Origin of the sequence: Micromonospora citrea, from assembly GCF_900090315.1 — a bacterium.
Lineage (GTDB): Bacteria > Actinomycetota > Actinomycetes > Mycobacteriales > Micromonosporaceae > Micromonospora > Micromonospora citrea.
Genome location: NZ_FMHZ01000002.1, coordinates 266,301 through 287,338, shown reverse-complemented (window position 1 = coordinate 287,338; position 21,038 = coordinate 266,301). Strand labels below are relative to the sequence as shown.

16 protein-coding genes and 1 pseudogene are annotated in these 21,038 nt (G+C 73.1%); 14 read left to right on the top strand and 3 right to left on the bottom strand.

Going from position 1 to position 21,038, the window contains the following annotated elements:
• Positions 1–184 precede the first annotated feature (184 nt).
• From GA0070606_RS01595 to GA0070606_RS31800, 13 genes and pseudogenes are all read left to right on the top strand, one after another.
• The gene (locus GA0070606_RS01595) at positions 185–1,126 is read left to right on the top strand and encodes a carbohydrate kinase family protein (RefSeq protein ID WP_091094716.1); all 942 of its coding nucleotides are present in this window, start codon (positions 185–187) and stop codon (positions 1,124–1,126) included.
• Positions 1,123–2,010, top strand: a complete 888-nt coding sequence (locus GA0070606_RS01590; protein WP_281190552.1) for a hypothetical protein — start codon at positions 1,123–1,125, stop codon at positions 2,008–2,010. The genes GA0070606_RS01595 and GA0070606_RS01590 overlap by 4 nt, the downstream gene beginning before the upstream one ends.
• Positions 2,011–2,012: 2 nt before the next feature.
• Entirely contained in the window at positions 2,013–3,413 is a 1,401-nt protein-coding gene (locus GA0070606_RS01585) for a hypothetical protein (RefSeq protein ID WP_091094714.1), read from the top strand.
• 25 nt (positions 3,414–3,438) lie between these two features.
• Positions 3,439–4,737, top strand: a complete 1,299-nt coding sequence (locus tag GA0070606_RS01580; protein WP_091094713.1) for an ABC transporter substrate-binding protein — start codon at positions 3,439–3,441, stop codon at positions 4,735–4,737.
• Between the two features lie 5 nt (positions 4,738–4,742).
• On the top strand, positions 4,743–5,729 hold the full coding sequence (locus GA0070606_RS01575; protein WP_091094712.1) for a carbohydrate ABC transporter permease: 987 nt from the start codon (positions 4,743–4,745) through the stop codon (positions 5,727–5,729).
• A gap of 10 nt (positions 5,730–5,739) precedes the next feature.
• Positions 5,740–6,555: a carbohydrate ABC transporter permease gene (locus tag GA0070606_RS01570; protein ID WP_091094711.1), complete on the top strand. Its 816-nt coding sequence runs from the start codon at positions 5,740–5,742 to the stop codon at positions 6,553–6,555.
• The gene (locus GA0070606_RS01565) at positions 6,552–8,885 is read left to right on the top strand and encodes a glycoside hydrolase family 31 protein (RefSeq protein ID WP_091094710.1); all 2,334 of its coding nucleotides are present in this window, start codon (positions 6,552–6,554) and stop codon (positions 8,883–8,885) included. Before GA0070606_RS01570 ends, GA0070606_RS01565 begins: the two co-directional genes overlap by 4 nt.
• A complete protein-coding gene (locus GA0070606_RS01560; protein ID WP_091094709.1) occupies positions 8,878–9,990 on the top strand; it encodes a M24 family metallopeptidase in 1,113 nt (370 codons plus the stop codon). The genes GA0070606_RS01565 and GA0070606_RS01560 overlap by 8 nt, the downstream gene beginning before the upstream one ends.
• Positions 9,991–10,005: 15 nt before the next feature.
• Positions 10,006–11,427 (top strand): NAD-dependent succinate-semialdehyde dehydrogenase, encoded by a 1,422-nt coding sequence (locus GA0070606_RS01555; RefSeq protein WP_218105930.1) that lies wholly within the window; start codon positions 10,006–10,008, stop codon positions 11,425–11,427.
• A 6-nt stretch (positions 11,428–11,433) separates the two neighbouring features.
• Positions 11,434–12,195 (top strand): sulfite exporter TauE/SafE family protein, encoded by a 762-nt coding sequence (locus GA0070606_RS01550; protein ID WP_218105929.1) that lies wholly within the window; start codon positions 11,434–11,436, stop codon positions 12,193–12,195.
• Positions 12,192–13,712 (top strand): glycerol kinase GlpK, encoded by a 1,521-nt coding sequence (glpK, locus tag GA0070606_RS01545; RefSeq protein ID WP_091094708.1) that lies wholly within the window; start codon positions 12,192–12,194, stop codon positions 13,710–13,712. The genes GA0070606_RS01550 and glpK overlap by 4 nt, the downstream gene beginning before the upstream one ends.
• A gap of 7 nt (positions 13,713–13,719) precedes the next feature.
• Positions 13,720–15,426, top strand: coding sequence for a glycerol-3-phosphate dehydrogenase/oxidase (locus tag GA0070606_RS01540; protein WP_425413078.1), 1,707 nt, complete (start codon positions 13,720–13,722; stop codon positions 15,424–15,426).
• A 69-nt stretch (positions 15,427–15,495) separates the two neighbouring features.
• Positions 15,496–15,713, top strand: a pseudogene (locus tag GA0070606_RS31800) (ISL3 family transposase); the annotation flags it as partial.
• Between the two features lie 68 nt (positions 15,714–15,781).
• On the opposite strand, the gene GA0070606_RS01535 reads toward GA0070606_RS31800, so the two are convergent.
• Complete coding sequence (locus tag GA0070606_RS01535) at positions 15,782–16,189, bottom strand: MarR family winged helix-turn-helix transcriptional regulator (RefSeq protein WP_091094706.1); 408 nt, start codon at positions 16,187–16,189, stop codon at positions 15,782–15,784.
• Between the two features lie 102 nt (positions 16,190–16,291).
• Between GA0070606_RS01535 and GA0070606_RS01530 the strand changes: the two genes are divergently transcribed.
• A complete protein-coding gene (locus GA0070606_RS01530; RefSeq protein WP_091094705.1) occupies positions 16,292–17,725 on the top strand; it encodes an MFS transporter in 1,434 nt (477 codons plus the stop codon).
• Positions 17,726–17,787: 62 nt separating this feature from the next.
• Here GA0070606_RS01530 and GA0070606_RS01525 read toward each other — a convergent pair whose 3' ends face one another.
• Both GA0070606_RS01525 and GA0070606_RS01520 read right to left on the bottom strand, forming a co-directional pair.
• Positions 17,788–18,723, bottom strand: coding sequence for an SMP-30/gluconolactonase/LRE family protein (locus tag GA0070606_RS01525; protein ID WP_091094704.1), 936 nt, complete (start codon positions 18,721–18,723; stop codon positions 17,788–17,790).
• Positions 18,724–19,091: 368 nt separating this feature from the next.
• Positions 19,092–20,915 carry a sialidase family protein gene (locus GA0070606_RS01520; protein ID WP_091094703.1) on the bottom strand — a complete coding sequence of 608 codons (1,824 nt, stop codon included), beginning with the start codon at positions 20,913–20,915 and terminating at the stop codon, positions 19,092–19,094.
• Positions 20,916–21,038 lie beyond the last annotated feature (123 nt).

Here is a 21,038-nt window from a genome sequence, read left to right as displayed (position 1 = left end):
TCCGTGCTCTCGTCATCCCCCGCCTCCCGATCCGGTGTCGGCCCGCGCCGCCCCCGGATCGACGCTGAGCCTACATCAGAGGTGTTGACTTCCGAACACCCATGTGTTTTGTTTTTAACACCGCGGTGGTGGTGTCAGTCACCCTACCGCCCTTGACCAGCAGAAACGCTTGGCGGAGGTTCGGATGGCGAGCAGCACGTCACGACCCCCGATCGTGTTCGTCGGCGCCGCGACCTTCGACGCGATCACGCTCGTCGATCGCTTCCCGGAGCCGGACGAACGCCAGGTCGCCGCCGCCGTCCGGTACGCCGGCGGCGGCCCGGCTGCCACCGCCGCCGTCGCCGCGGCCCGGCTCGGCGTGCCGGCCGCCTTCGTCGGTGCGGTCGGCGACGACGACGAGGGGGAGCGGATCGTCGCCGGGCTGCGCGCCGAGGGCGTGGACACCACGGGGGTACGCGTCGTGCCCGGGCAGCCGTCCCAGGCCAGCGTCGTGGTCATCGACCGCTCCCGGGCCACCCGGGCCATCTGCACCCGCCCGGTGCCAGCCCTGAGCCTCGGTGCCGACCCGGCGCTGCTGGACCGGCTCACCGGCGCCGGCTGGGTGCACGTCGACCACCGCGGGTGGCCGGTGGCCCGGGCCCTGCTCGACCAACTCCCGGCCGCCGCCCGGCCCCGCGTCTCGGTCGACGGCGGCAACCCGATCGCCGACCTGCGGCTGGCCGACGTCGACCTGTACGTGCCCACCGTCGAGGCACTGGCCGCCCGCCACGGGTCGCTGCCGGTGGCCGACCTGCTCGGCCGGGCGCTGGCCGAGGGCGCGCGGACCGTGGTCGCCACCCGGGGCGCCGAGGGCTCGGTGGCCGCCCGGGCCGGGTACCCACCGGTGGAGGCCGCCGGCCTGCCGGTCGACGTGGTGAGCACGCTCGGCGCCGGGGACGTCTTCCACGGCGCTCTGCTGGCGGCGTGGGTCCGCGACCTGCCCCTGACGCAGTGCCTGCGCTACGCCAACGTCGCCGCCGCGCTGTCCTGCCGTGGGATCGACGGCCGCTCGGCCATCCCGAACCACGCAGAGGTGCTGTCCGCCCTGGACGGTGTCCTACCCGATCGACAGGAGGAAGACCTGTGAGCTCAGGACCCACCACCGCACCGGACCTGTCCGTGCTGCGCCGACCCTCGGGTGGGTACGCCATGCTCGCCATCGACCAGCGCGAGGCGATGCGGGCCATGTTCGCCGAGCACCAGGCGGAGCCCGTCAGCGACGAGCAGGTGACCGCCTTCAAGCTCGCCGCGGCCCGCATCCTGACCCCGTACGCCTCCGCCGTGCTGGTCGACCGACAGTTCGCCTTCGACCGGGTGGTCGCCGAGCGGGCGGTCGCTCCCGGCTGCGCCCTCATCGCGGCCGCCGACCGGTTCCACACCGCCCACGGAGAGCTCGTCGGCGAGGTCGACATCGACCCCGACGTGGTGCCCGAGCGGGTCCGGGAGCAGGGTGCCGTGGCGCAGAAACTGCTGGTGCTCTACCGGCCCGACACCGACCCCGGCCCCCGGATCGCGATGGTGGAGGAGTTCGTCGACCGGTGCCGGCGCGCCGGCCTGATCAGCATCGTCGAGCCCGTCTCCCGCCGGCCGCTCGACGGCCGCGCCTGGGACTGGGACGAGGGCGTGCTGGCCGCCGCCGCCGAACTCGGCTCGCTCGGCGCCGACCTGTACAAGGCCGAGGTGCCGCTGCGCGGCCAGGGCGACCCCGACGAGATCCGGCGCCGCTGCTCGCGGATCACCGAGACCGTGGCCAGCCCCTGGGTGGTGCTCTCCTCCGGGGTCCCCGAGGACGTCTTCCCCGAGGCGGTCCGGCTGGCCTGTGCCGAGGGCGCCTCCGGGTTCCTGGCCGGACGCGCCGTCTGGGCGTCCTGCATCGGCGCCACCGACCTGGAGACCGAGTTGGCCACCCACGCCGTCGCGCGGTTGCGTCGCCTCGGCGACGTGGTCGACGCCGCGATGGGGGAGCGGTGACCATGCCCCGCGTCGTGATGGTGCCCACCGCCCGCCCGACCTTCGTGGTCGACGTGGCCCGGCAGCGGGCGGAGCAGGCCCGCGCACTGCTGACCGAACTCGGCGCCACCGTCGCCGGCCCGACGGACCTGGTGATGACCCCCGAGGACGTGGCCGACGCGGCCCGCTTCGTCGATCCGGACGCCGACCTCGTCGTCAACGTCTGCGCCTCGTTCTCCGACGCGTCCCCGGCGCTGGCGCTCTACCGCGACCTGGACCGGCCGGTGCTGCTCTGGTCCTTCCGGGAGCCCGGCCCGGTCGGCGACCGGCTCTGGCTCAACTCGCTGTGCGGAGCCAACCTCTTCGGCCACGCGCTGGTCGGCGCCGGCGCGCAGGTGCGCCTGCTCTACGGCGACCCCGACGAGCCGCAGGTCCGCGAGGCGCTGCGCCGCGCGCTGGCCGGTGAGCTGCCGCCGGCGCCGCCGCAACCGGACCACCAGCGGGAACGCGGCGACCGCGCGGACGCCGAACGCGCCCTGGCCACGCTGCGGGGGCGGCGCGTCGGCCTGCTCGGCGACGCGCCCCCCGGGTTCACCCCGAGCGAGTACGACCCGGCCCTGCTGGACCGTCTGTTCGGCCTCGACGTCGCCCCGCTGACCGTGGACGCCGCCTTCGAGCGGATCGGCGCGGTCGGCGAGCCGCAGCGGGCGGCCGAGCTGGCGGCGGTGACCGCGGCCCGGCCCAGCCTCGCCGGTCTCGATCCCACGGAGGTGGCACGGCACGCCGCGGTCACCTGCGCGATGCGGGACTGGACCGCCCAGGACTCCCTCGCCGCGGTGGCGGTGCGCTGCTGGCCGGAGTTTCCCAGCCGGCTCGGTGTGTGCCCGTGCTCGTCGCTGTCCCGGCTGGCCGACGAGGGCACCCCGACCGTCTGCGAGCGCGACGTCTACGGCGCGGTGACGATGCTGTTGCTGGAGGCGCTCGGCGCGGGCACCACCTACCTGGTCGACACCGTCGACCTCGACGCCGCCACCAACGTGGTCCGACTGTGGCACTGCGGATCCGCGGCGACCAGCCTGGCCGCCGACCCGGCCCAGGCGACCCAGGACGTGCACTGCAACCGCCGGATCGGGGTGGCGGGCAACTTCAGCCTGCGTACCGGCCCGGTGATCATGGCACGACTGACGGAGGAGCCGTCCGGCGACGGGCTGCGGCTCCTGATCGCCGCCGGCGAGTCCCTGCCGGCGGTCAACCGGTTCCAAGGCAACACCGCCGACGTCCGACTCGACACCGACGCCACCGCCTTCGTGCACGGGCTGGTCACCGGCGGCTTCCCCCACCACACGGTGCTGGCCTGGCGGGACGTCCGACCCGCGCTGCGGGCCGCCGCCGATCTGCTGAACATCCCCGTCGTTGAATGGTGACGACTCCGTCCCGAGGAGATGAGTCATGACAACCCACCCCCGATCGTCCTACCGCCGCCGTGACCTGTTCCGCCTGATCGGACTGACCGGCGTGGCCGCCGCCACCGCCGCGTGCGCCGGCCCCGGCGGCGACAGCGGCGGTTCCGGCGCGCCGAAGGCCGTCCAGACCGGCAAGCCCACCGGCGAGGTCTCCTTCGCCCACTGGCGCGGCGAGGACCGGGAGACGTTCGACAAGCTGATGGCCTCCTTCACCGCGAAGTTCCCGGACGCGAAGATCACCCAGGACATCGCGCCGTCGAACGACTACAACGCCCAGGCGTTGCAGCGGCTGCGCGGCGGCAACGTCGGTGACGCGTTCGCCACGTTCCGGGGCGCCCAGTTCGAGAACTTCGTCAAGGCGCAGGTCTACACCGACCTGTCCGGCTCCGAACTGCTCGGCCGGTTCGAGCCGGGGCTGCTGCGGGCCGGCGCCCAGGACGGCAAGCAGTACGGCCTGCCGTACCAGGTGGTCTTCCCGATGCCGCTGTACAACGCCGACATCTTCGAGCGGGCCGGCGTGACCGAGGCGCCCGCCGACTGGGACGGCTTCCTCGCCCTCTGCGAGAAGCTCAAGGGCCAGGGCGTGGTGCCGATCGCCTGGCCGGGTGGTGAGCCGGGCAACGCCGGCCAGCTGTTCAACTCGATGGTGTCCAACAACGCGCCCACCGACGACATGTGCACCAGGATCGAGCGGGGCGAGGCGAAGTGCACCGATGACTGGTTCCTCAAGACGCTGGAGCAGTACGCCCAGCTCCGCCCGTACTTCCAGCCGAGCCCGACCGGCACGGCGGTGGAACCGGCGCAGCAGCTCTTCGCCACCGGCAAGGCCGCGATGCTCGCCACCGGCAGCTACCACCTCGCCGCGGTCCGCGCGCTCGGGGCGAAGTTCCCGATGAACGTCATCGCGCCGATCACCACCAGCAAGGACAAGGCCCGCAACGAGGGTGTCTACAACGCCACGTTCATCCTCGGCGTGAACGCCAAGTCCGACGTGCAGCCGGCCGCGCTGGCCTGGCTGGACTTCCTCAGCGACCCGGCCAACGCCGCCACCTACGCCAACGCCACCGCCCAGCACCTCACGGTCAAGGGGGTCGACTACACCAACGCCGACCTCAAGGCCACCCAGCCCTGGCTGAGCCGCAAGACGCTGCTCGCTCCCCGGTTCCAGTTCCTCGACCTGGACATCCGTAACGCGGTCGAGGGCGCCTGCGTCAAGGTGGTCGGTGGCACCGCACCCCAGCAGGCGGCCGAGGAGGCCCAGCGGATCGTCGACCAGCGCAGGTAAATGCCATGACCCCACGTACCGCAACTGGACGCGCCGACCCGCCGGGCACCACCGGCGGCTCGGCGCGGCCGGGCGCCGCCACCGCCGCGGGCCCGGCCGGCAGGCGGCCGCGCCGCCGCGCCACCCGCGTGCACCCGGGCCTCTACCTGTTCCCGCTGCCGGCGGTGGCCCTGCTGGTCGTCTTCTTCGCCATCCCCACCGCGCAGGCCGTGCAGTACGCGATCACCGACTGGGACGGCTTCAGCGCCGGCTACGAGGTCGTCGGCCTGGACAACTTCACCCGGGCGTTGACCGGCGACGACCTGTTCCGCAACGCGCTGGTCAACAACCTCAAGTTCATGCTGGTGGTGGTGATCGCGCAGACCGCGCTGTCGCTGCTGCTCGCCGTCCTGCTGGCCCGCAACTCCCGCGGCAGCGTCATCCTCCGGTCGCTGTTCTTCTTCCCCACCATCCTGTCCTCGGTGTCGGTGGCGTTCATCTGGAAGTTCGTCTACGACCCGAACTTCGGCCTGATCAACCGGTCGCTCGACGCCGTCGGGCTGGGCGGGATGCGCTCGTCGTTCCTCGGCGACGACCAGGCGATCTACTGGGTGGCGGTCACCCAGGTCTGGTTCCACGCCGGGCAGATGATGGTGGTCTTCGTGGCCGGCCTGCAGTCCATCCCGGTCGAGCTGTACGAGGCCGCCGGCATCGACGGCGCCGGCCGGTGGGCGAAGTTCCGGCACATCACCTGGCCGATGATCGCGCCCGCGACGGCCATCGTGGTCGCCTACACCACGATCCAGTCGTTCAAGGCGTTCGACCTGATCCTCGGCCTCGGCGGCAACCCGCCGAAGTCGTCGCTGGACATCCTCTCCACCCGCATCTACACCACGTTCGCCAACTCGGACTTCGGTTACGCCGCCGCAGAGTCGCTGCTGTTCATGATCCTCATCGGGGTCGTGACCGTCACGCAGCGACGCATGCTCCGGGCGACCACGGCGGACACCTGAGGGAGGCCACATGCTCGCCACACTCGGCCGACGCGCCATCCTCGCCAGCTACGCGGTCCTGATCGTCGTACCGCTGACGGTGATCCTGTTCGGCACGTTCAAGACCACCGGCGCCCTGTTCGAGAACCCGTTCGCCCCGCCCACGTCGCTGTCGGCGGAGAACTACCGCACGGTGCTCACCGAGCAGAACCTCAGCGGCGCGTTCGTCAACAGCACCCTGGTGACCGTCGTGTCGGTGACGCTGACGCTGTTCCTCGGCAGCCTGGCCGCGTACGGGGTGGCCCGCATTCCCGGCTGGCGGGGGTGGCTCATCTTCGGGTTCCTGGTGCTGGGCATGTCCGTGCCCGCCCAGGCCAACATGATCCCGCAGTACGTGCTCTTCGGCCGGCTCGGCCTGCTCGACAGCCTGCTCGGCCTGATCCTGATCAACGTCGTGGTCACCCTGCCGGTCGCCGTGTTCATCCTCGGCGGATTCATGCGCACCCTGCCCAGCACGCTGTACGAGGCCAGCGCCCTCGACGGCTCCGGGCCGTGGCGGACCTACCGCTCGGTGGTCATGCCGCTCTCCCTGCCGTCGCTGGCGGCGACCGCGATCTTCCTGTTCGTCATGCACTGGAACGAACTGCTCTACCCGCTGCTGTTCATCCAGTCCGCGGAGAAACGGACCCTGCCGCTGGCCCTGCTCAGCTTCCAGGGCGAGTTCCAGACCGACTACCCGCTGCTGTTCACCGGCGTCGTGCTCTCCTCGCTGCCGGTGGTGGTCGGCTACGTGCTGCTCCAGCGCTACTTCGTCGCCGGCATGACCTCCGGCGCGGTGAAGGGGTGACCGGCATCGTGTACGACGACGAAACGGGCACCCCCGAGATCCTGCGCCGGGTCGGTCGGGTGCGCCGCGACGGCCCCGGCGTCGTGGTCGACGTCGACGCCCACCCGGCCGTCCGGCTGCCCGGAACGCCGGGCTGGCTGACCGGCGAACCGGTCACCGACCAGGGCGTGGAAACCACCATGCCCAACCTGCCGGACCTGCGCCTGCCGCCGCTGACCACCAGGACCTGGCAGGTACGGGTGGCGTTCGCCGGGCCGCGCACCGTTCGGATCGTGGTGGCCCCCGCCGGCGCCCGGGTGCTCGCCGAGGACCCGACCTGGCTGGGGATCGTCACCGACCCCCGGCCGGAACCGGTCGAGCCCCGCATCGAGGAGCACCCCGACCACCTCACCGTCAGCACCGGCCGGATGGGCGTACGCATCGGCCGGTTCCCGTTCGCCGTCACCGTCACCGACGCCGACGGACGCACGGTGCTGCGTACCGGCGAACGACTGCGCCAGGTCGCCGGGTTCCCCATGGCCCCGCCCGTGCTCGGCGACGGCGAGCACACCACCCTGCACTGCGAACTCGGCCCGGACGAGGAGATCACCGGCTTCGGCGAGCAGTTCGGCCGGCTGGTCAAGAACGGACAGCAGTTGCTGCTGCGGGTCGAGGACGCGCTGGGCACCGGCACCGGCATGGCGTACAAGCCGGTGCCGGTCTGGCACTCCACCGCCGGTTACACCGGATTCCTCAACACCGGCGCCACCGTCACCGCGGACGTCGGGCACACCCGGCCCAGCGTGCTCGCCCTCACCGCCGCCGACGAGGCGATCGACCTGTACGTCTGCGTCGACGCCGACCCGAAGGTGCGCCTCGGCGACTACACCGCGCTGACCGGCCGGCCGAACCGTCCGCCGCTGTGGGCCTTCGGCTACTGGATGGGACGCTGCCGCTACCACTCCCGTACGGAGATGGAGGGCGTCGCCCGGGGCATGGCCGACCACGACGTCCCCTGCGACGTGCTGCACCTCGACCCCGACTGGCTCGTCGTGGACCGGCTCAACACCGACTTCATCTGGAACACCGACCGCTTCGGCGACCGGGCCGCGTTCGTCAAGGCCCTCGACGCGTACGGCTGCCGCCTGTCGGTGTGGGAACTGCCGTACCTCGACCCCGCCTCCCCGCGCTACGCGGAGGCGGAGGCGGCCGGCTACCTGGTCCGCGACACCGCCGGGGCGACCGCCCGGCTGCGCGGCACCCCCACCCCGGACGGCCGACCCCGCGCCCTGATCGACTTCACCAACCCGCGGGCCCGCCGCTGGTGGCAGGACCTGCACGCCGACTTCCTCGACGACGGGGTGGCGGTGTTCAAGACCGACTTCGGTGAGGGGCTGCCCGACGACGCCGCCCTCGCCGACGGCACCCCGCCCCGGCACGCCCACAACCTCTACCCGCTGCGCTACAACGGCGCGGTGAGCGCGGTGATCGCCGAACGGACCGGCCGGGACCCGCTGGTCTGGGGTCGCTCCGGCTGGGCCGGCTCGCACCGCTACCCCGGCCAGTGGGGTGGGGACGCCGAATCCACGGTGGCAGGCATGCGCGCCACGGTCCGCGGCGGCCTGTCCTACGCGCTGTCCGCTCCGGGATTCTGGAGCCACGACATCGGTGGCTTCTTCGGCCCCGAACTCACCCCCGCCCTCTACGTGCGCTGGACGCAGCTCGGCGCCCTGTCGCCGCTGATGCGCGCCCACGGGCTGCGGCCCCGGGAACCCTGGGCGTTCGGCCCGCGCGCGCTGGCCGTCAGCCGGGACTGGATCCGCCTGCGCTACTCGCTGCTGCCGTACCTGTGGCAGGTCGCCACCGAGTCCGCGGCCCGCGGCTGGCCGATGCTGCGGCCGTGCGCCCTGCACGACCCGCACGACCCGGTCGCCACCGGCCTCGACGGGCAGTTCCTGCTCGGCGAGGACCTGCTGGTCGTACCGATCTTCGACGACGGTGACGAGCCGGTCCGCCGCCGGTTCCACGTCCCGGCGGGACAGTGGACCGACCTGCTCACCGGCGAGCGCTACCAGGGCCCCGGCTGGCACAGCGTCGACGTGCCGCTGGAGCGGATGCCCGTGCTGGTCCGCGACGGCGCGGTCATTCCCCGCGTCGACCTGCCGGAGGAGTTCCGCCGCACCGACGACCTGGTCGGGCTGCCGTGGACGCTGCACGTCTTCGGCGACGCCGACCGCGACCTGCGCCTCGCCGGCTTCGACGGCACCGACACGACGGTACGGATCCGGGGCGGCGTGGCGGAGGCGGCCGGCGGGCAGCCCGTCCGCCGGCAGGTGGTACGGCATGGGTGACGACCTGCCCGACAAGCTCACCCGGCTGGCCGCCCTGGCCGACCGGCACGGCCTGGACACGCTGGTGCTGCGGGAGCCGGCGACGATCAGCTGGCTCACCGGCGCCCGCTCCCACGTGCCGCAGACCCTCGACACGTCCTGCCTGGACATCGTCGTCGACTGCCGGGACCGGGGCGCCGACCCGGACGGTGGCCGCCACGCCGCCGCCCGGCTGACCGTGGTCGCCAACGCCATCGAGGCGCCCCGGCTACGCGACACCGAACTGGCCGACCGGGCCGTCGAATGGGCCGTCGTGCCGTGGTGGGAGGACCGGTCGGCGGCGCTGCCGACCGGCCCGGGCGTGGGCTCCGACCGGCCCGCGCCCGGCATGGTCGACGTCCGCGCCGACGTCGCGGCCCTGCGCCGGCAGCTCACCACCGCCCAGGCCGAGACGCTGGGCGGCGTCTGCGCCGACGCCGCGCGGGCCGCCACCGTCGCCGCCGGACGCTGCCGGCCCGGCATGACCGAGTACGCCGCCGCGGCGCTGCTCGCCGCCGAGCTGCTCGACCGGGCGCTCGACCCGGTCGCGCTCTTCGTCGCCGCCGACCGGCGGGGTGCCGCGCACCGCCACCCGCTGCCCACCGCCGCCAGCATCACCGACCGGGTCATGCTGGTCTGCTGCGCCCGCCGCGACGGTCTGATCGCCAGCGTCACCCGGATCCGCTGCTTCACCCCACCCACGGGGGAGGACCGGGACGCCTACCGGCGGCTGCTCGACGTGGAGGCGGCGTTCCTGGACGCCAGCCGGGTGGGGACGCCGATCGGCGACGTGGTCGCCGCCGGCGTCGCCGCCTACCCGGCGTACGGCTTCGACGCCACCGAGTGGCACCGGCACCACCAGGGCGGATTCTCCGGCTGGCAGCCCCGGGAATACCCCGCCCACCCCGGCTCGGCGGACCCGCTCACCGCGGGCAGCGTCGTGGCCTGGAACCCCTCCGGCGCCGGCTGGAAGGTCGAGGACACCTGCCTGGTCACCCCGGCCGGGCCGCGACCTCTCGTGCACGACCCGGACTGGCCGAGCGTGACCGTCGCCGGCCGGCACCGCCCTGATCTGCTCATCGACTGAAGGAGGGTCACCGACGTGACGGGCACCATGCTCATCGACGGGACCTGGCACACCCCCGACCACCACCTCGACGTGACCGACCCGGCCGACGGCAGCGTCGTCGGCCGGGTCGGGTGGGGCGACGCGACCGACGCCCGACGTGCCGCGGACGCCGCCGCCGCCGCGTTCGACGCCTGGGCCGACACCCCGCCCCGGGTCCGTGCCGACCTGTTGCTGCGGGCCGCCGAACTGATCGGCGAGCGGCAGAGCTCCATCGGTGAGCTGCTGGCCCGGGAGGCCGGCAAGCGGCTGCCGGAGGCACTCGCCGAGGTCTCCTTCAGCGCGGAGTACTTCCGCTGGTTCGCCGAGCAGGTCCGCCGGCCCCAGGGCGAGCTGCTCACCAGCGAACAGCCGGGTCGCCGGCAGCTCACCCTGCGTCGCCCCACCGGGGTCGTGGCCAGCCTGACCCCGTGGAACTTCCCCTGCTCCATCCAGGCCCGCAAGCTCGCGCCCGCCCTGGCCGCCGGCTGCACCGTCGTCGCCCGGGTGTCGGAGAAGGCGCCGCTGGCGGTCACCGAGCTGATCCGTGCGCTGACCGACGCCGGGCTGCCCGCCGGGGTGGTCAACCTCGTGCACGGACCGGCCGCGGAACTCACCGACGCGCTGCTCGACCACCGCGCCGTCCGGGTGGTCACCTTCACCGGCTCCACCGGCGTCGGCGGCCGGATCATGGCCGGCGCGGCGCGCCGGATCGTCAGGCCGCTGCTCGAACTCGGCGGCAACGCGGCGTTCGTCGTCTTCGACGACGCGGACCTCGACGCCGCCGTCGAGGGCGCCGTGCTGGCCAAGACCCGCAACACCGGCCAGTCCTGCGTGGCGGCCAACCGCTTCCTGGTGCACGAGCGGGTCCACGACGAGTTCGCCGGCCGACTGGCCGAGCGGCTCGACGCGCTGAGCATCGGCAACGGCCTCGACGATCCCTGCCCCGACCTCGGCCCGGTGATCGACTCCGACCGGGTCGACGCGGTCACCGCGCTGGTGGACGAGGCGCTCGCCGCCGGCGCGCGCCGACTCACCGACGAACGGGCGGTGCCCTGGCACGGGCACTACCTGCCGCCGACCCTGCTGGTCGACGTGCCCGACCACGCCCGCATCGCCCGCGAGGAGGTCTTCGGACCCGCCGCCGCCGTCTTCCGCTTCCGCGACGAGGACGAAGCCGTCGCCCGGGCCAACGCCACCGAGCTGGGCCTCGCCGGCTACGTCTACAGCCGGGACCCGGCCCGCGTCTGGCGGATGGCCGACCGGATGCAGGTCGGCATCCTCGGCGCCAACGACCCGCTGCCGTCGGTGGCGTTCGCCCCGATGGGCGGAGTCAAGCAGGCCGGGCTCGGGCGGGAGGGCTCCGCCGAGGGCCTGGCCGAGTTCACCGACCAGCGGTACCTCGCCTGGCGGCCGTGATCCCCGGTGACCCTGCTGCATCTGACCGCACTCGCGGCGGCCGTCCTCGTCGGCGCGGGAACGCAGCGCGCCACCGGCCTGGGGTTCGCGCTGGTGGCCTCGCCGTTCGTGGTGCTGCTGACCGACCCGTTCAACGGCGTGCTCCTGGTCAACCTCTGCGGCACCCTCACCGCGCTGGTCGTGCTCGTGCAGGTGTGGCGGGACGTGGACGTCCGGCGGGCCGGCCTGTTGCTCGGCCCGGCCGTGGTGGCCGTGCTGCCGGGCGCCTGGGTGGCCCGGAACCTGCCCGGCCCGGCGCTCTCCGTCGTCGTCGGCGGGCTGGTGCTGGCCGCGCTGGCGGTGGTGCTCGTGCGGGGTCGTACCCGCCGGCCGGCCGACGCTCCGACCGGCCCGGGCGGGGCCGCCCGCGACGTCCGCGCCGGCCTGCTGGCCGGGGCCGGGTCGGGTTTCATGAACGTCACCGCCGGGGTCGGCGGCCCGGCGATCACCGTCTACGCGATCTCCACCGGCTGGCCGCAACGCTCCTTCGCGGCCACGGCCCAGCTCATCTTCGCGACCCTCGGCGTCGCGTCGCTGCTGGCCAAGGGCAGCCTGCCGTCCCTGCCGGCGGCCGGTTGGGCCCTCGTGGGCGCCGGCCTCACCGTCGGGATCCTCGTCGGTAACCGCCTGTCCGACCGGATACCGGCGCGCCGGGCCCGGCAGGCCGTGGTGGCCCTCGCGCTGACCGGTGCGGCCATAACCGTGGTGAAAGGAGTGGTTCAGCTGTGAACAACGCGGTCTCCGAGGGTCTCGTGCTGGCCGTCGACCAGGGCACCACCAGCACCCGGGCGCTGCTGGTCGACGCCGACTGCCGGGTGGTGACGGCGGCGCAGGTCGAGCACCGGCAGCACTTTCCCCGGCCGGGCTGGGTGGAGCACGACGCCGACGAGATCTGGGCGAACACCCGTACCGTGATCGCCGACGCCCTCGACCGGGCCGGCTGCGGCCCCGCGGAGCTGGCCGCCGTCGGCATCACCAACCAGCGGGAGACGGTGGTGGTGTGGGACCGCCGGTCCGGCCGGTCGATCCACCGCGCCATCGTCTGGCAGGACACCCGCACCGAGCAGTCGTGCCGCCAGCTCGCCGGGCCGGCCGGCCCCGACCGGTACCGGTCGCGCACCGGTCTGCCGCTGAGCACCTACGTCTCCGCGCCGAAGATCCGCTGGATCCTCGACCACGTGCCCGGCGCCCGGGAGGCCGCGGAGCGCGGGGACCTGGCCGCCGGGACCATCGACAGCTGGCTGGTCTGGAACCTCACCGGCGGCGTGGACGGCGGGCTGCACGTCACCGACGTCACGAACGCCTCCCGGACCATGTTGATGGACCTGGCCACGGTCGACTGGGACGCCGACCTCGCCGCCGAGCTGGGGGTGCCGCTCGGCGTCCTGCCGGACATCCGCGCCTCCAGCGGCGTCGTGGCCCACGGCCACCGGGACGGGCCGCTGCCCGGCGTACCGGTCGGCGGCATCCTCGGCGACCAGCAGGCCGCGCTGTTCGGGCAGGCCCGCTTCGCCCCCGGCGAGGCGAAGGGCACCTACGGCACCGGCGCGTTCGTCCTGCTCAACACCGGCTCCGATCCGGTGCCGTCGAAACACGGCCTGATCACCACCGTCGCCTACCAGTGCCACGGGCACGACCCGGTGTACGCGCTGGAAGGGTCCATCGCCGTCACCGGCGCCCTCGTGCAGTGGCTCCGCGACAACCTGGGCATCATCCAGCGCGCCGAGGAGGTCGAGGTCCTCGCCCGGCAGGTCGACGACAACGGCGGCGTGTACGTCGTACCGGCCTTCTCCGGCCTGTTCGCGCCGCACTGGCGGCCCGACGCCCGAGGCACGATCGTCGGGCTGACCCGCTACGCCGACCGCCGGCACCTGGCCCGGGCGGCGCTGGAGGCAACCGCCCTGCAGATCGGCGACGTGCTGGAGGCGATGCGCACGGACACCGGCCTGGACCTGCGCGAGCTTCCGGTCGACGGTGGCATGGCCGCCAACGACCTGCTGCTGCAGATCCAGGCCGACCAGCTGGGAATCCCGGTGGTGCGGCCGGAGAACGTCGAGACGACCGCCATGGGCGCGGCGTACGCGGCGGGCCTGGCCGTCGGGATCTGGTCCGACCTGGACACGCTGCGCCGGCGCTGGCGGGCCGGCGCCCGCTTCCCACCCACCCGGGACCTCACCTGGCGGCTGGAGCAGCGCGACACATGGCGAGCGGCCGTGAGCCGATCATTGAACTGGACGGGGAGGTAAAGACATGATCAACCCAACGAGGCTGGGACCGTCGGAACGCGCCGAGAACTGGCGGCGACTCGGGTCCGAGCAGTTCGACATCCTGGTGGTCGGCGGCGGCGTCACGGGCACCGGCGTCGCCCTCGACGCCGCCACCCGCGGGCTGCGGGTGGCCCTGGTGGAGGCCCGCGACTTCGCCGCCGGCACCTCCTCCCGGTCCAGCAAGCTCTTCCACGGGGGACTGCGCTACCTGGAACAGCTCAACTTCGGGCTGGTCAAGGAGGCACTACGGGAACGAGAGCTGATGCTCACCCGGATCGCCCCGCACCTGGTCCGACCGGTGTCGTTCCTCTATCCGCTGCGTCACCGGATGTGGGAACGCCCGTACGTCACCGCCGGGCTGACCCTCTACGACACGATGGCCGGCAAGCGTTCGGTGCCTCGCCACCAGCAGCTGTCCCGTAGCGCCGCCCGGCGGCTCTGCCCGTCGCTGCGCCCGGACGCCCTGGTCGGTGCGATCCGCTACTTCGACGCGCAGGTCGACGACGCCCGGCACACCATGACCGTGGCCCGCACCGCGGCCACCTACGGCGCGACGGTGCTCAACTCCGCCGAGGTCGTCGAGTTCCGACGCACCGGTGACCGCATCATCGGCGCGCGGGTCCGCGACGTGGAGACCGGCGCGCACACCGACGTGGCGGCGACGGTCGTCATCAACTGCGCCGGGGTGTGGACCGACGAACTGCACCGGCTCGCCGGCCAGCGCGGGCAGTACAACGTGCACGCCTCCAAGGGGGTGCACCTGGTGGTGCCCCGGGACCGGATCCACTCCACGACCGGCCTGATCCTGCGTACCGAACGGTCGGTGCTGTTCGTGATCCCCTGGGGGGCACACTGGATCGTCGGCACCACCGACACCACCTGGGAGCTGGGCAAGGCCCACCCGACCGCCACCGAGGCGGACATCACCTACCTGCTCGACCAGGTCAACGACGTGCTGGCCACCCCGCTGACCCGCGACGACATCGAGGGCGTCTACGCCGGCCTGCGACCGCTGCTGGCCGGCGGCACCGACGACACGACCAAGCTGTCGCGGGAGCACGTCGTCACCCGCACCCAGCCCGGAATGCTCTCCGTGGCCGGCGGCAAGTACACCACCTACCGGGTGATGGCCGCCGACGCCGTCGACGCGGCCGCCGTCGACCTCGACCGGCCGCTGCCCCGCACGGTCACCGACCGGATCTCCCTGCTCGGTGCCGAGGGCTACCCGGCGCTGCGCAACCAGGTCTCCTTGCTCGCACAACGCTACGGCCTGCCCACCTGGACCGTCCGCCACCTGCTGGGCCGGTACGGCTCACTGATCGGTGAGGTGCTGGCCCCCGGCGAGGACGACCCGTCGCTGCTGCTGCCCACGCCCGGCGCCGAGCGTTACCTGCGGGCGGAGTTCCGCTACGCCGCCACCCACGAGTCCGCCCTGCACCTCGACGACCTGCTCACCCGCCGGTCGCGCATCTCCATCGAGGAGAGCCACCGGGGCACCGAGACGGCCGAGGCGGTCGCCGACATCGTCGCGGACGTGCTGGGCTGGGACGAGCGGCGCAGGCGTGCGGAGGTCGAGGCGTACCTGGCCCGGGTGGAGGCGGAACGGCGCTCGCACACCCAGGCCGACGACCCGGCCGCGGAGGCCGTCCGGGTGGCGGCGCCGGACAGCCGGCTGACCACCGTGGTCGCCTGAGCCGGGGCGGCGCGGGGCAGCGGCCGGCCTCGCCTGATCCGGCACGTGGCCGGGGGCGTCAAGGACCTCGCGCGGACGACCCTGCGATGCTGGCACCAGGCCCACAGCCTGCTCAACCAGGGCGTGGGCCGGCTGGAGTGTGCCCGCCGCCTGCAGTTGGCCCTGAACACCGTCGAACGCTACGCGCGAGCCGACCGACCCGAGCGATGCTCCGCGTCCCCAGGTAGCGGGCCAGCCTCGTCGGCCCCTACCGCGAGCACCTGCGCACACGTCGGGCCGAGGCCCCTCGCCGTTCCCGGCCGCACAAACCCCATGTCCAGGATCAGGGTCAACCCTCTGTGCGTTCGGCTTCTGGTCAGGACGTGGCCTTGCGCAGGAGTTCCGCAAGAGCGCGCTGCTCGTCGTCGGAGAGCACATCGATCGGCGCTTCGCGTGAGAGGGCGTCGAGCACGTTGCTGCGGCATCCTTGCCCGTCCTCGGTGAGGGTGAGGATCTTTGCTCGGCGATCCGTGGGGTGGGGCTGTCGCCGCACCAGCCCCTGCTTCTCCATGCGATCAATCACGTAGCCGGCGTTCGACGCCTCGCAGCTCATGCGATCGGCGAGCTCCGTCAGCGTGATCGGCTCCGACATCTCGCGCAGCGCGATCGCCTGCGATGCCGTGATCCCCAGCGCGTCTGCGACACCTCGGACGTGCGAGTCCATGCGCTGGTTCAGGCGCGCCACAAGCCCGCACAACTCCGCGCCGCCCACCGAAGCACTCATGACGCCAGGGTACCTCAAGTGCTCCGAGTTGTGATAGTTCTAGTTCGGAGCACATAGTTCCAACTCGGAACATCGCAACTCGGACTACTTGAAGGATGTCCCATGACTACTCCACGACGGCGCAGCGCCACCGGGGCACTGCTCCTGGCCGCGCTCGCCACAGCACAACTGCTGATCGGCCTGGATTACAACATCGTCTTCGTCGCGTTGCCCGAGATCGCCGGTCTCGGGTTCTCACCCGAGACGCTGCAGTGGGTCGTCAGCGCCTACGCGATCGTCTTTGGCGGGTTCCTGCTGCTGTGCGGCAGACTCACTGACGCGATCGGCAGACGACGCATGTTCTTCGCCGGCCTTGCCCTGTTCGCCGTCGGCTCGGTCCTGGGCGCGGTCGCGGCCGCGGAGTGGATGCTCATCCTCGGCCGCGGCATCCAAGGGCTCGGCGGTGCGGCGCTGGCACCGTCGACGCTGGCACTGCTGAGCGTCGGCTTCGCAGAGGGCGCGGCCCGCAACAAGGCTCTGGGCATCTGGGGCGCTGCCGGCTCCTCCGGCATGGTGCTCGGCTCCATCCTCGGCGGGGTACTCACCGACGCGCTCGGGTGGCGGTCGGTCTTCGCGATCAACATTCCCCTCGTCCTGGTCGTCCTCGTCCTCGCGCTGCGCGCGGTGCCGCTCGACGAGGCACGCCCCGCACTCCGTCGCCTCGACGTCCCCGGCGCGATCCTCACGACAGCGGCGGCGATCCTGATCGTGATGGGCTTCACCTTCGCCGCAGAGAACGGGTGGGGTGCGCCCGCGACGTTGAGCGCCCTTGCCGCCGGTATCGTCGCTGCCGTCGCGTTGCTGATCGTCGAGGGCCGCACTCGCGACCCGCTGCTGGACATCCGCCGCTTCACCAACCGGCATCTGGCCACGGGTACCGGATCGACATTTCTGTTCATGGCCGGGTTCGGTGCCACCGCCTACTTCCTGACCCTGTACTTCCAGCAGACCCGCGGCCTGAGCCCGCTCATCACCGGACTCGCCTTCGTCATCCCATGCGTGGGCGTGCTCATCGGCACCAACATCGGCGGACGCCTCGCCACCAAGGCCGGCCTCCGTGCGGCGATGGTCACGGGACAGGCCATCGGTCTCGTCGGGGTCGGCGCCTTCGCGCTCCTCGTCGGCGACAACACAAGCTGGATCACCGTGTTCGTCCTCGCGGCGTTCTTCAGCCTCGGGCAGGGCATCGTGTTCACCACGATGTTCGCCACCGCCACCACCGGCACCCCCGAGGCCGAGCAGGGAACGGCCAGTGGCATGGCCACCGCCGGTCAGCAGCTCGGCGGAGCGATCGGCCTCGCCGTCCTCATCAATCTCACCTCGGCGCTCGGCGGAGCGACATCAACGACCGCGATGACCGGCATCACCGTCATCATCGCCATCGGCCTCGCCGTCGCACTCCTCATCCCCGGCAGAGCGCGACAGGTGGGAAGCCGGTCGAGCGCGGAGCCGCTCATGTCCGCCGCTTCTGCAGCGGCACGAGACACGAGCCGGTAGCCCATCGTTCATGCCTGGCGAGTGTGGATCTGACGGTGTTGCCGGGTACTTCGACCTCGCTGTCAGTACGGACGGACCGCGACCACGGTGTACGGGGTGGTCGGGGTCGGAGCCGTGGTGAAGCGCGCGTTGGGCAGGTAGAGCCGCCCGAGCGCCCTGGCGACCGTCGTCGGCACGTCGAAGCGCGGGTCGGTGATCGTCGCGGTCACGACGCCGGTGGTACCGGCGTGGTCGAGGCTCACCACGGCGATCGTGTCGAGGCGGTTCTGAACGACGTAGAGGGTGTGGCCGACCAGCAGCAGCCCGTCGCCGTTGGTGAACGTGTAGCCGGGGACGTCGACGTCGGTGGTGACGCCGGTGGCCGGATCGACACGGAAGAGCCGGCCGGTGTTGGACTGGACGACCAGCAGCGCCGTGCGGTCAGGCGTGCGGACGACGCCGTTGAGGTTCACGCCGGTGCCGGTCTGCCGGAACGCGCCGGTCAACGGGATCGTGGTGAAACCGTCGGCGGCCGGCAGCCCGCCGCCACGGCCGAGCGGCAGGCGGTAGAGCACCGGCCTGTTCGAGTCCGTGAAGTACGCGGCCCGCTCGGTGAGGACCACGTCGTTGACGAAGGTCGGGGAGGTGGCGAACTGGTAGCGGGCCAGGACGTCGCCGGTGCGGGTGTCGATGACCCGGGCATCGCCGGCCGTGCCGCCCGCGACGAAGAGCCGGCCGCGCGGGTCCACCTTGAGGCCGAGCGACGGAGTGCCGGTGGCCGGGCTGAGCACCGTGCCGCCGCCGTCGACCAGGTCGGCGCGGTAGATGGTGCCGGTGGCGCGGGAGCCGAAGTAGGCGTATCTGCCGGCGGTGGCGATGCCCTCCGGCTGGAAACCGTCGGGCAGCGAGATCACGGCGGGCGTGGCTCGGCCGTGAGCCTGGGCCGGCGCGGTGACGACGCTGGTCAGCAGGGTGGCGGTCAGGGCCGCGGCGAGCGCGGTGCGGACTCGTCGGTTCACTGTGCTCCTTCCGGTCGGACAGGCCGTGCCCGGGCACAGCAGGGCTGCCGGGGCGGTGCGCGAGGACCGTGCCCACTGTACGGCCGTCGACGCCGCCGCGCCCGCCGTCACCGCGGGTGGCAGCGCGCACGTGCCTCCGGGGCGCCCGTCTCGACCGGGCGGCTGGAGCGTTCGTGCACGCGCACCGTTGCCGACGACAACGACGTCGTGCCGTCACCCGCGACGCGCGTGTCGCGGGTGACGGCACCGGGACGGCGGGGGCCGGCCACGCGGCGGTCACCCCGGAGCATCGACGCCCCACCCGACCCCGTGGACGGTGGCGCGTCACCGCCACGACGGTGGTGGACGCGCCGTCACCGGCCTCCCTGCTACGGCTGCTGGATCGTGTCCATGGGTAGCCGGATGCGCAGCCCGTCGGTCAGCGCGCTGTTCGAGGTGTACAGCGCGCTGATCTCGGTCGGGCTCAGTGCCCGGTCGTAGAGGCGCACCTCGTCGAGGGCGCCCCGGAGCCGCTGCGCGCCGTCGAGCCGCTGCCCCAGGTGGATCTGGAACGGCCGCTTCGGGCTGACCGAGCCGAGCCCGGCCACGTCGGCCGAGCCGACGGCGACGCCGTCGACGTGGAGGGTCAGGGTGGCGGCGGAGCGGCGCAGCGCGAAGTGGTGCCAGGCCTGATCGGCCCAGGCCCGGGTGGAGGTGAGGGTCGCGCTCGTCTGGCCGCTCTGCGCCCAGGCCCGCAGCCGGCCGTTCGCGGGCTCGGCCCGCAGCCACAACTGCGAGTAGACCTCCCCCTGGTTGTAGGCCCACAACAACGCCTGGGTGCTGTCGCTGGCGCCGTACCGGAACCAGCCGGTCCAGGTGAAGTCGCCGCCGCCGACTGCGAGGGACTCCGCGAACGGCAGCCGGACGTGGTCGTCGACGCCGTCGAGGTTGACTGCGCCGCCGAACCGACCCGGCACCCGGGTCGCTCCACCGTGCAGGTAAGCGTCGAGGCCGGCGGGGGAGAGGTCCCCGGTGGTGGGCCTGCCGGCCGACGCGGCGTCGGGCAGACCCAGGTCGGCCTCCGTGAAGGTGGTGAACCAGATGTACCCGTGTGACCAGGACCGGGCCCGTTCGTACGCCAGACCCACCGTGTTCCGGTCGACGAGGGTCATGTCGCTGTAGGCGGCCATCCCGGAGTAGACCACCGTGCCGCCAGCCGGGTCGACCCACTCGGTCCCGCCCTTGTACGTGCTCCGCACGGTCAGCCGTTCCCGGGTCTCGCCCTGCCGGCTGGGCGCCGACAGCAGCACCCGGTTGTACCGGTCGCCCCGGTCCGTGGCGCGCAGCTCCAGGGTGGACGCCTGCACGGTGGGCACCGCGAGGCCGGCCTCGGCGGCGCCGGCGTGGAACGGCACCGAGAAGGTCAGCCCACCGTCGGTGGAGACCGCCGAGGCCACCGTGGCCGGGTTCGCGCCGTTCTCGTCGCGGGCGAAGGCGAAGAGCGAGCCGTCGGGGCGTTCGAACACGGACAGCTCCTGCACCCGCAGGTCGGGATCGGCGCTGTGGTCGGCGGCACCGAGTTGCCAGGTGGCGCCGCCGTCGTCGCTGAGGATCAGGGCACCGCCCCGGCGCCCGTCGGCGGCGACGGAGTAGTTGGTGCCGATCACGAGCCGGCCGGCGTGTGGCCCCCTCGTCGTCTGGATGCCGTGTCCTGGGCCGGCGGCGTACCCGGACCAGCCCGGCTGCTTCACCGACGTGGTGATCTCCCTGGGCGCGGTCCAGGTGGCTCCGTGGTCGTCGCTGTGCTGCACCCACACCGTCCGGTATCCCCGGGTGGTGACGAGGCTGATCCGTCCGGTGCGGGCGTCGACCACGGGCACCGGGTTGTGCGCGGTGGCGGTCCTGCCGGCGTGCACGACCGTCGGCGTCGACCAGGTCCGGCCGTTGTCCCGGGAACGGACGAGCACCACGTCGTGGGCGCCGGTGTCCGAGCAGTCCGGCTTGCGGCCCTCGGCGAAGAGCACCAGGGTGCCGTCGGTGGCCCGGACGAGCGCCGGAATCCGGTAGCAGGTGTAGCCGTGGGTGCCGGGGGACAGGACGGCCTGCCCCTCGGAGGCGGCGGCGACCGCCGGAGCCGAGGGCGTCACGACCGCCCAGGCGATGAGCAGCGCCAGCGCGGTCGTGATTCCCCGCAGCCGGTTCGGGATGGGCATCGATCTCACTTCCGTTCGTCGACCGGCCGCCGGGCGCGGGCCGGTGCGTGGCCGGCGGGCGTTCGCCCGCGGCAGCGCGGGCCGGGCCCGGACGTACCGGGCCCGGCCCGCCGGTGTCAGCCG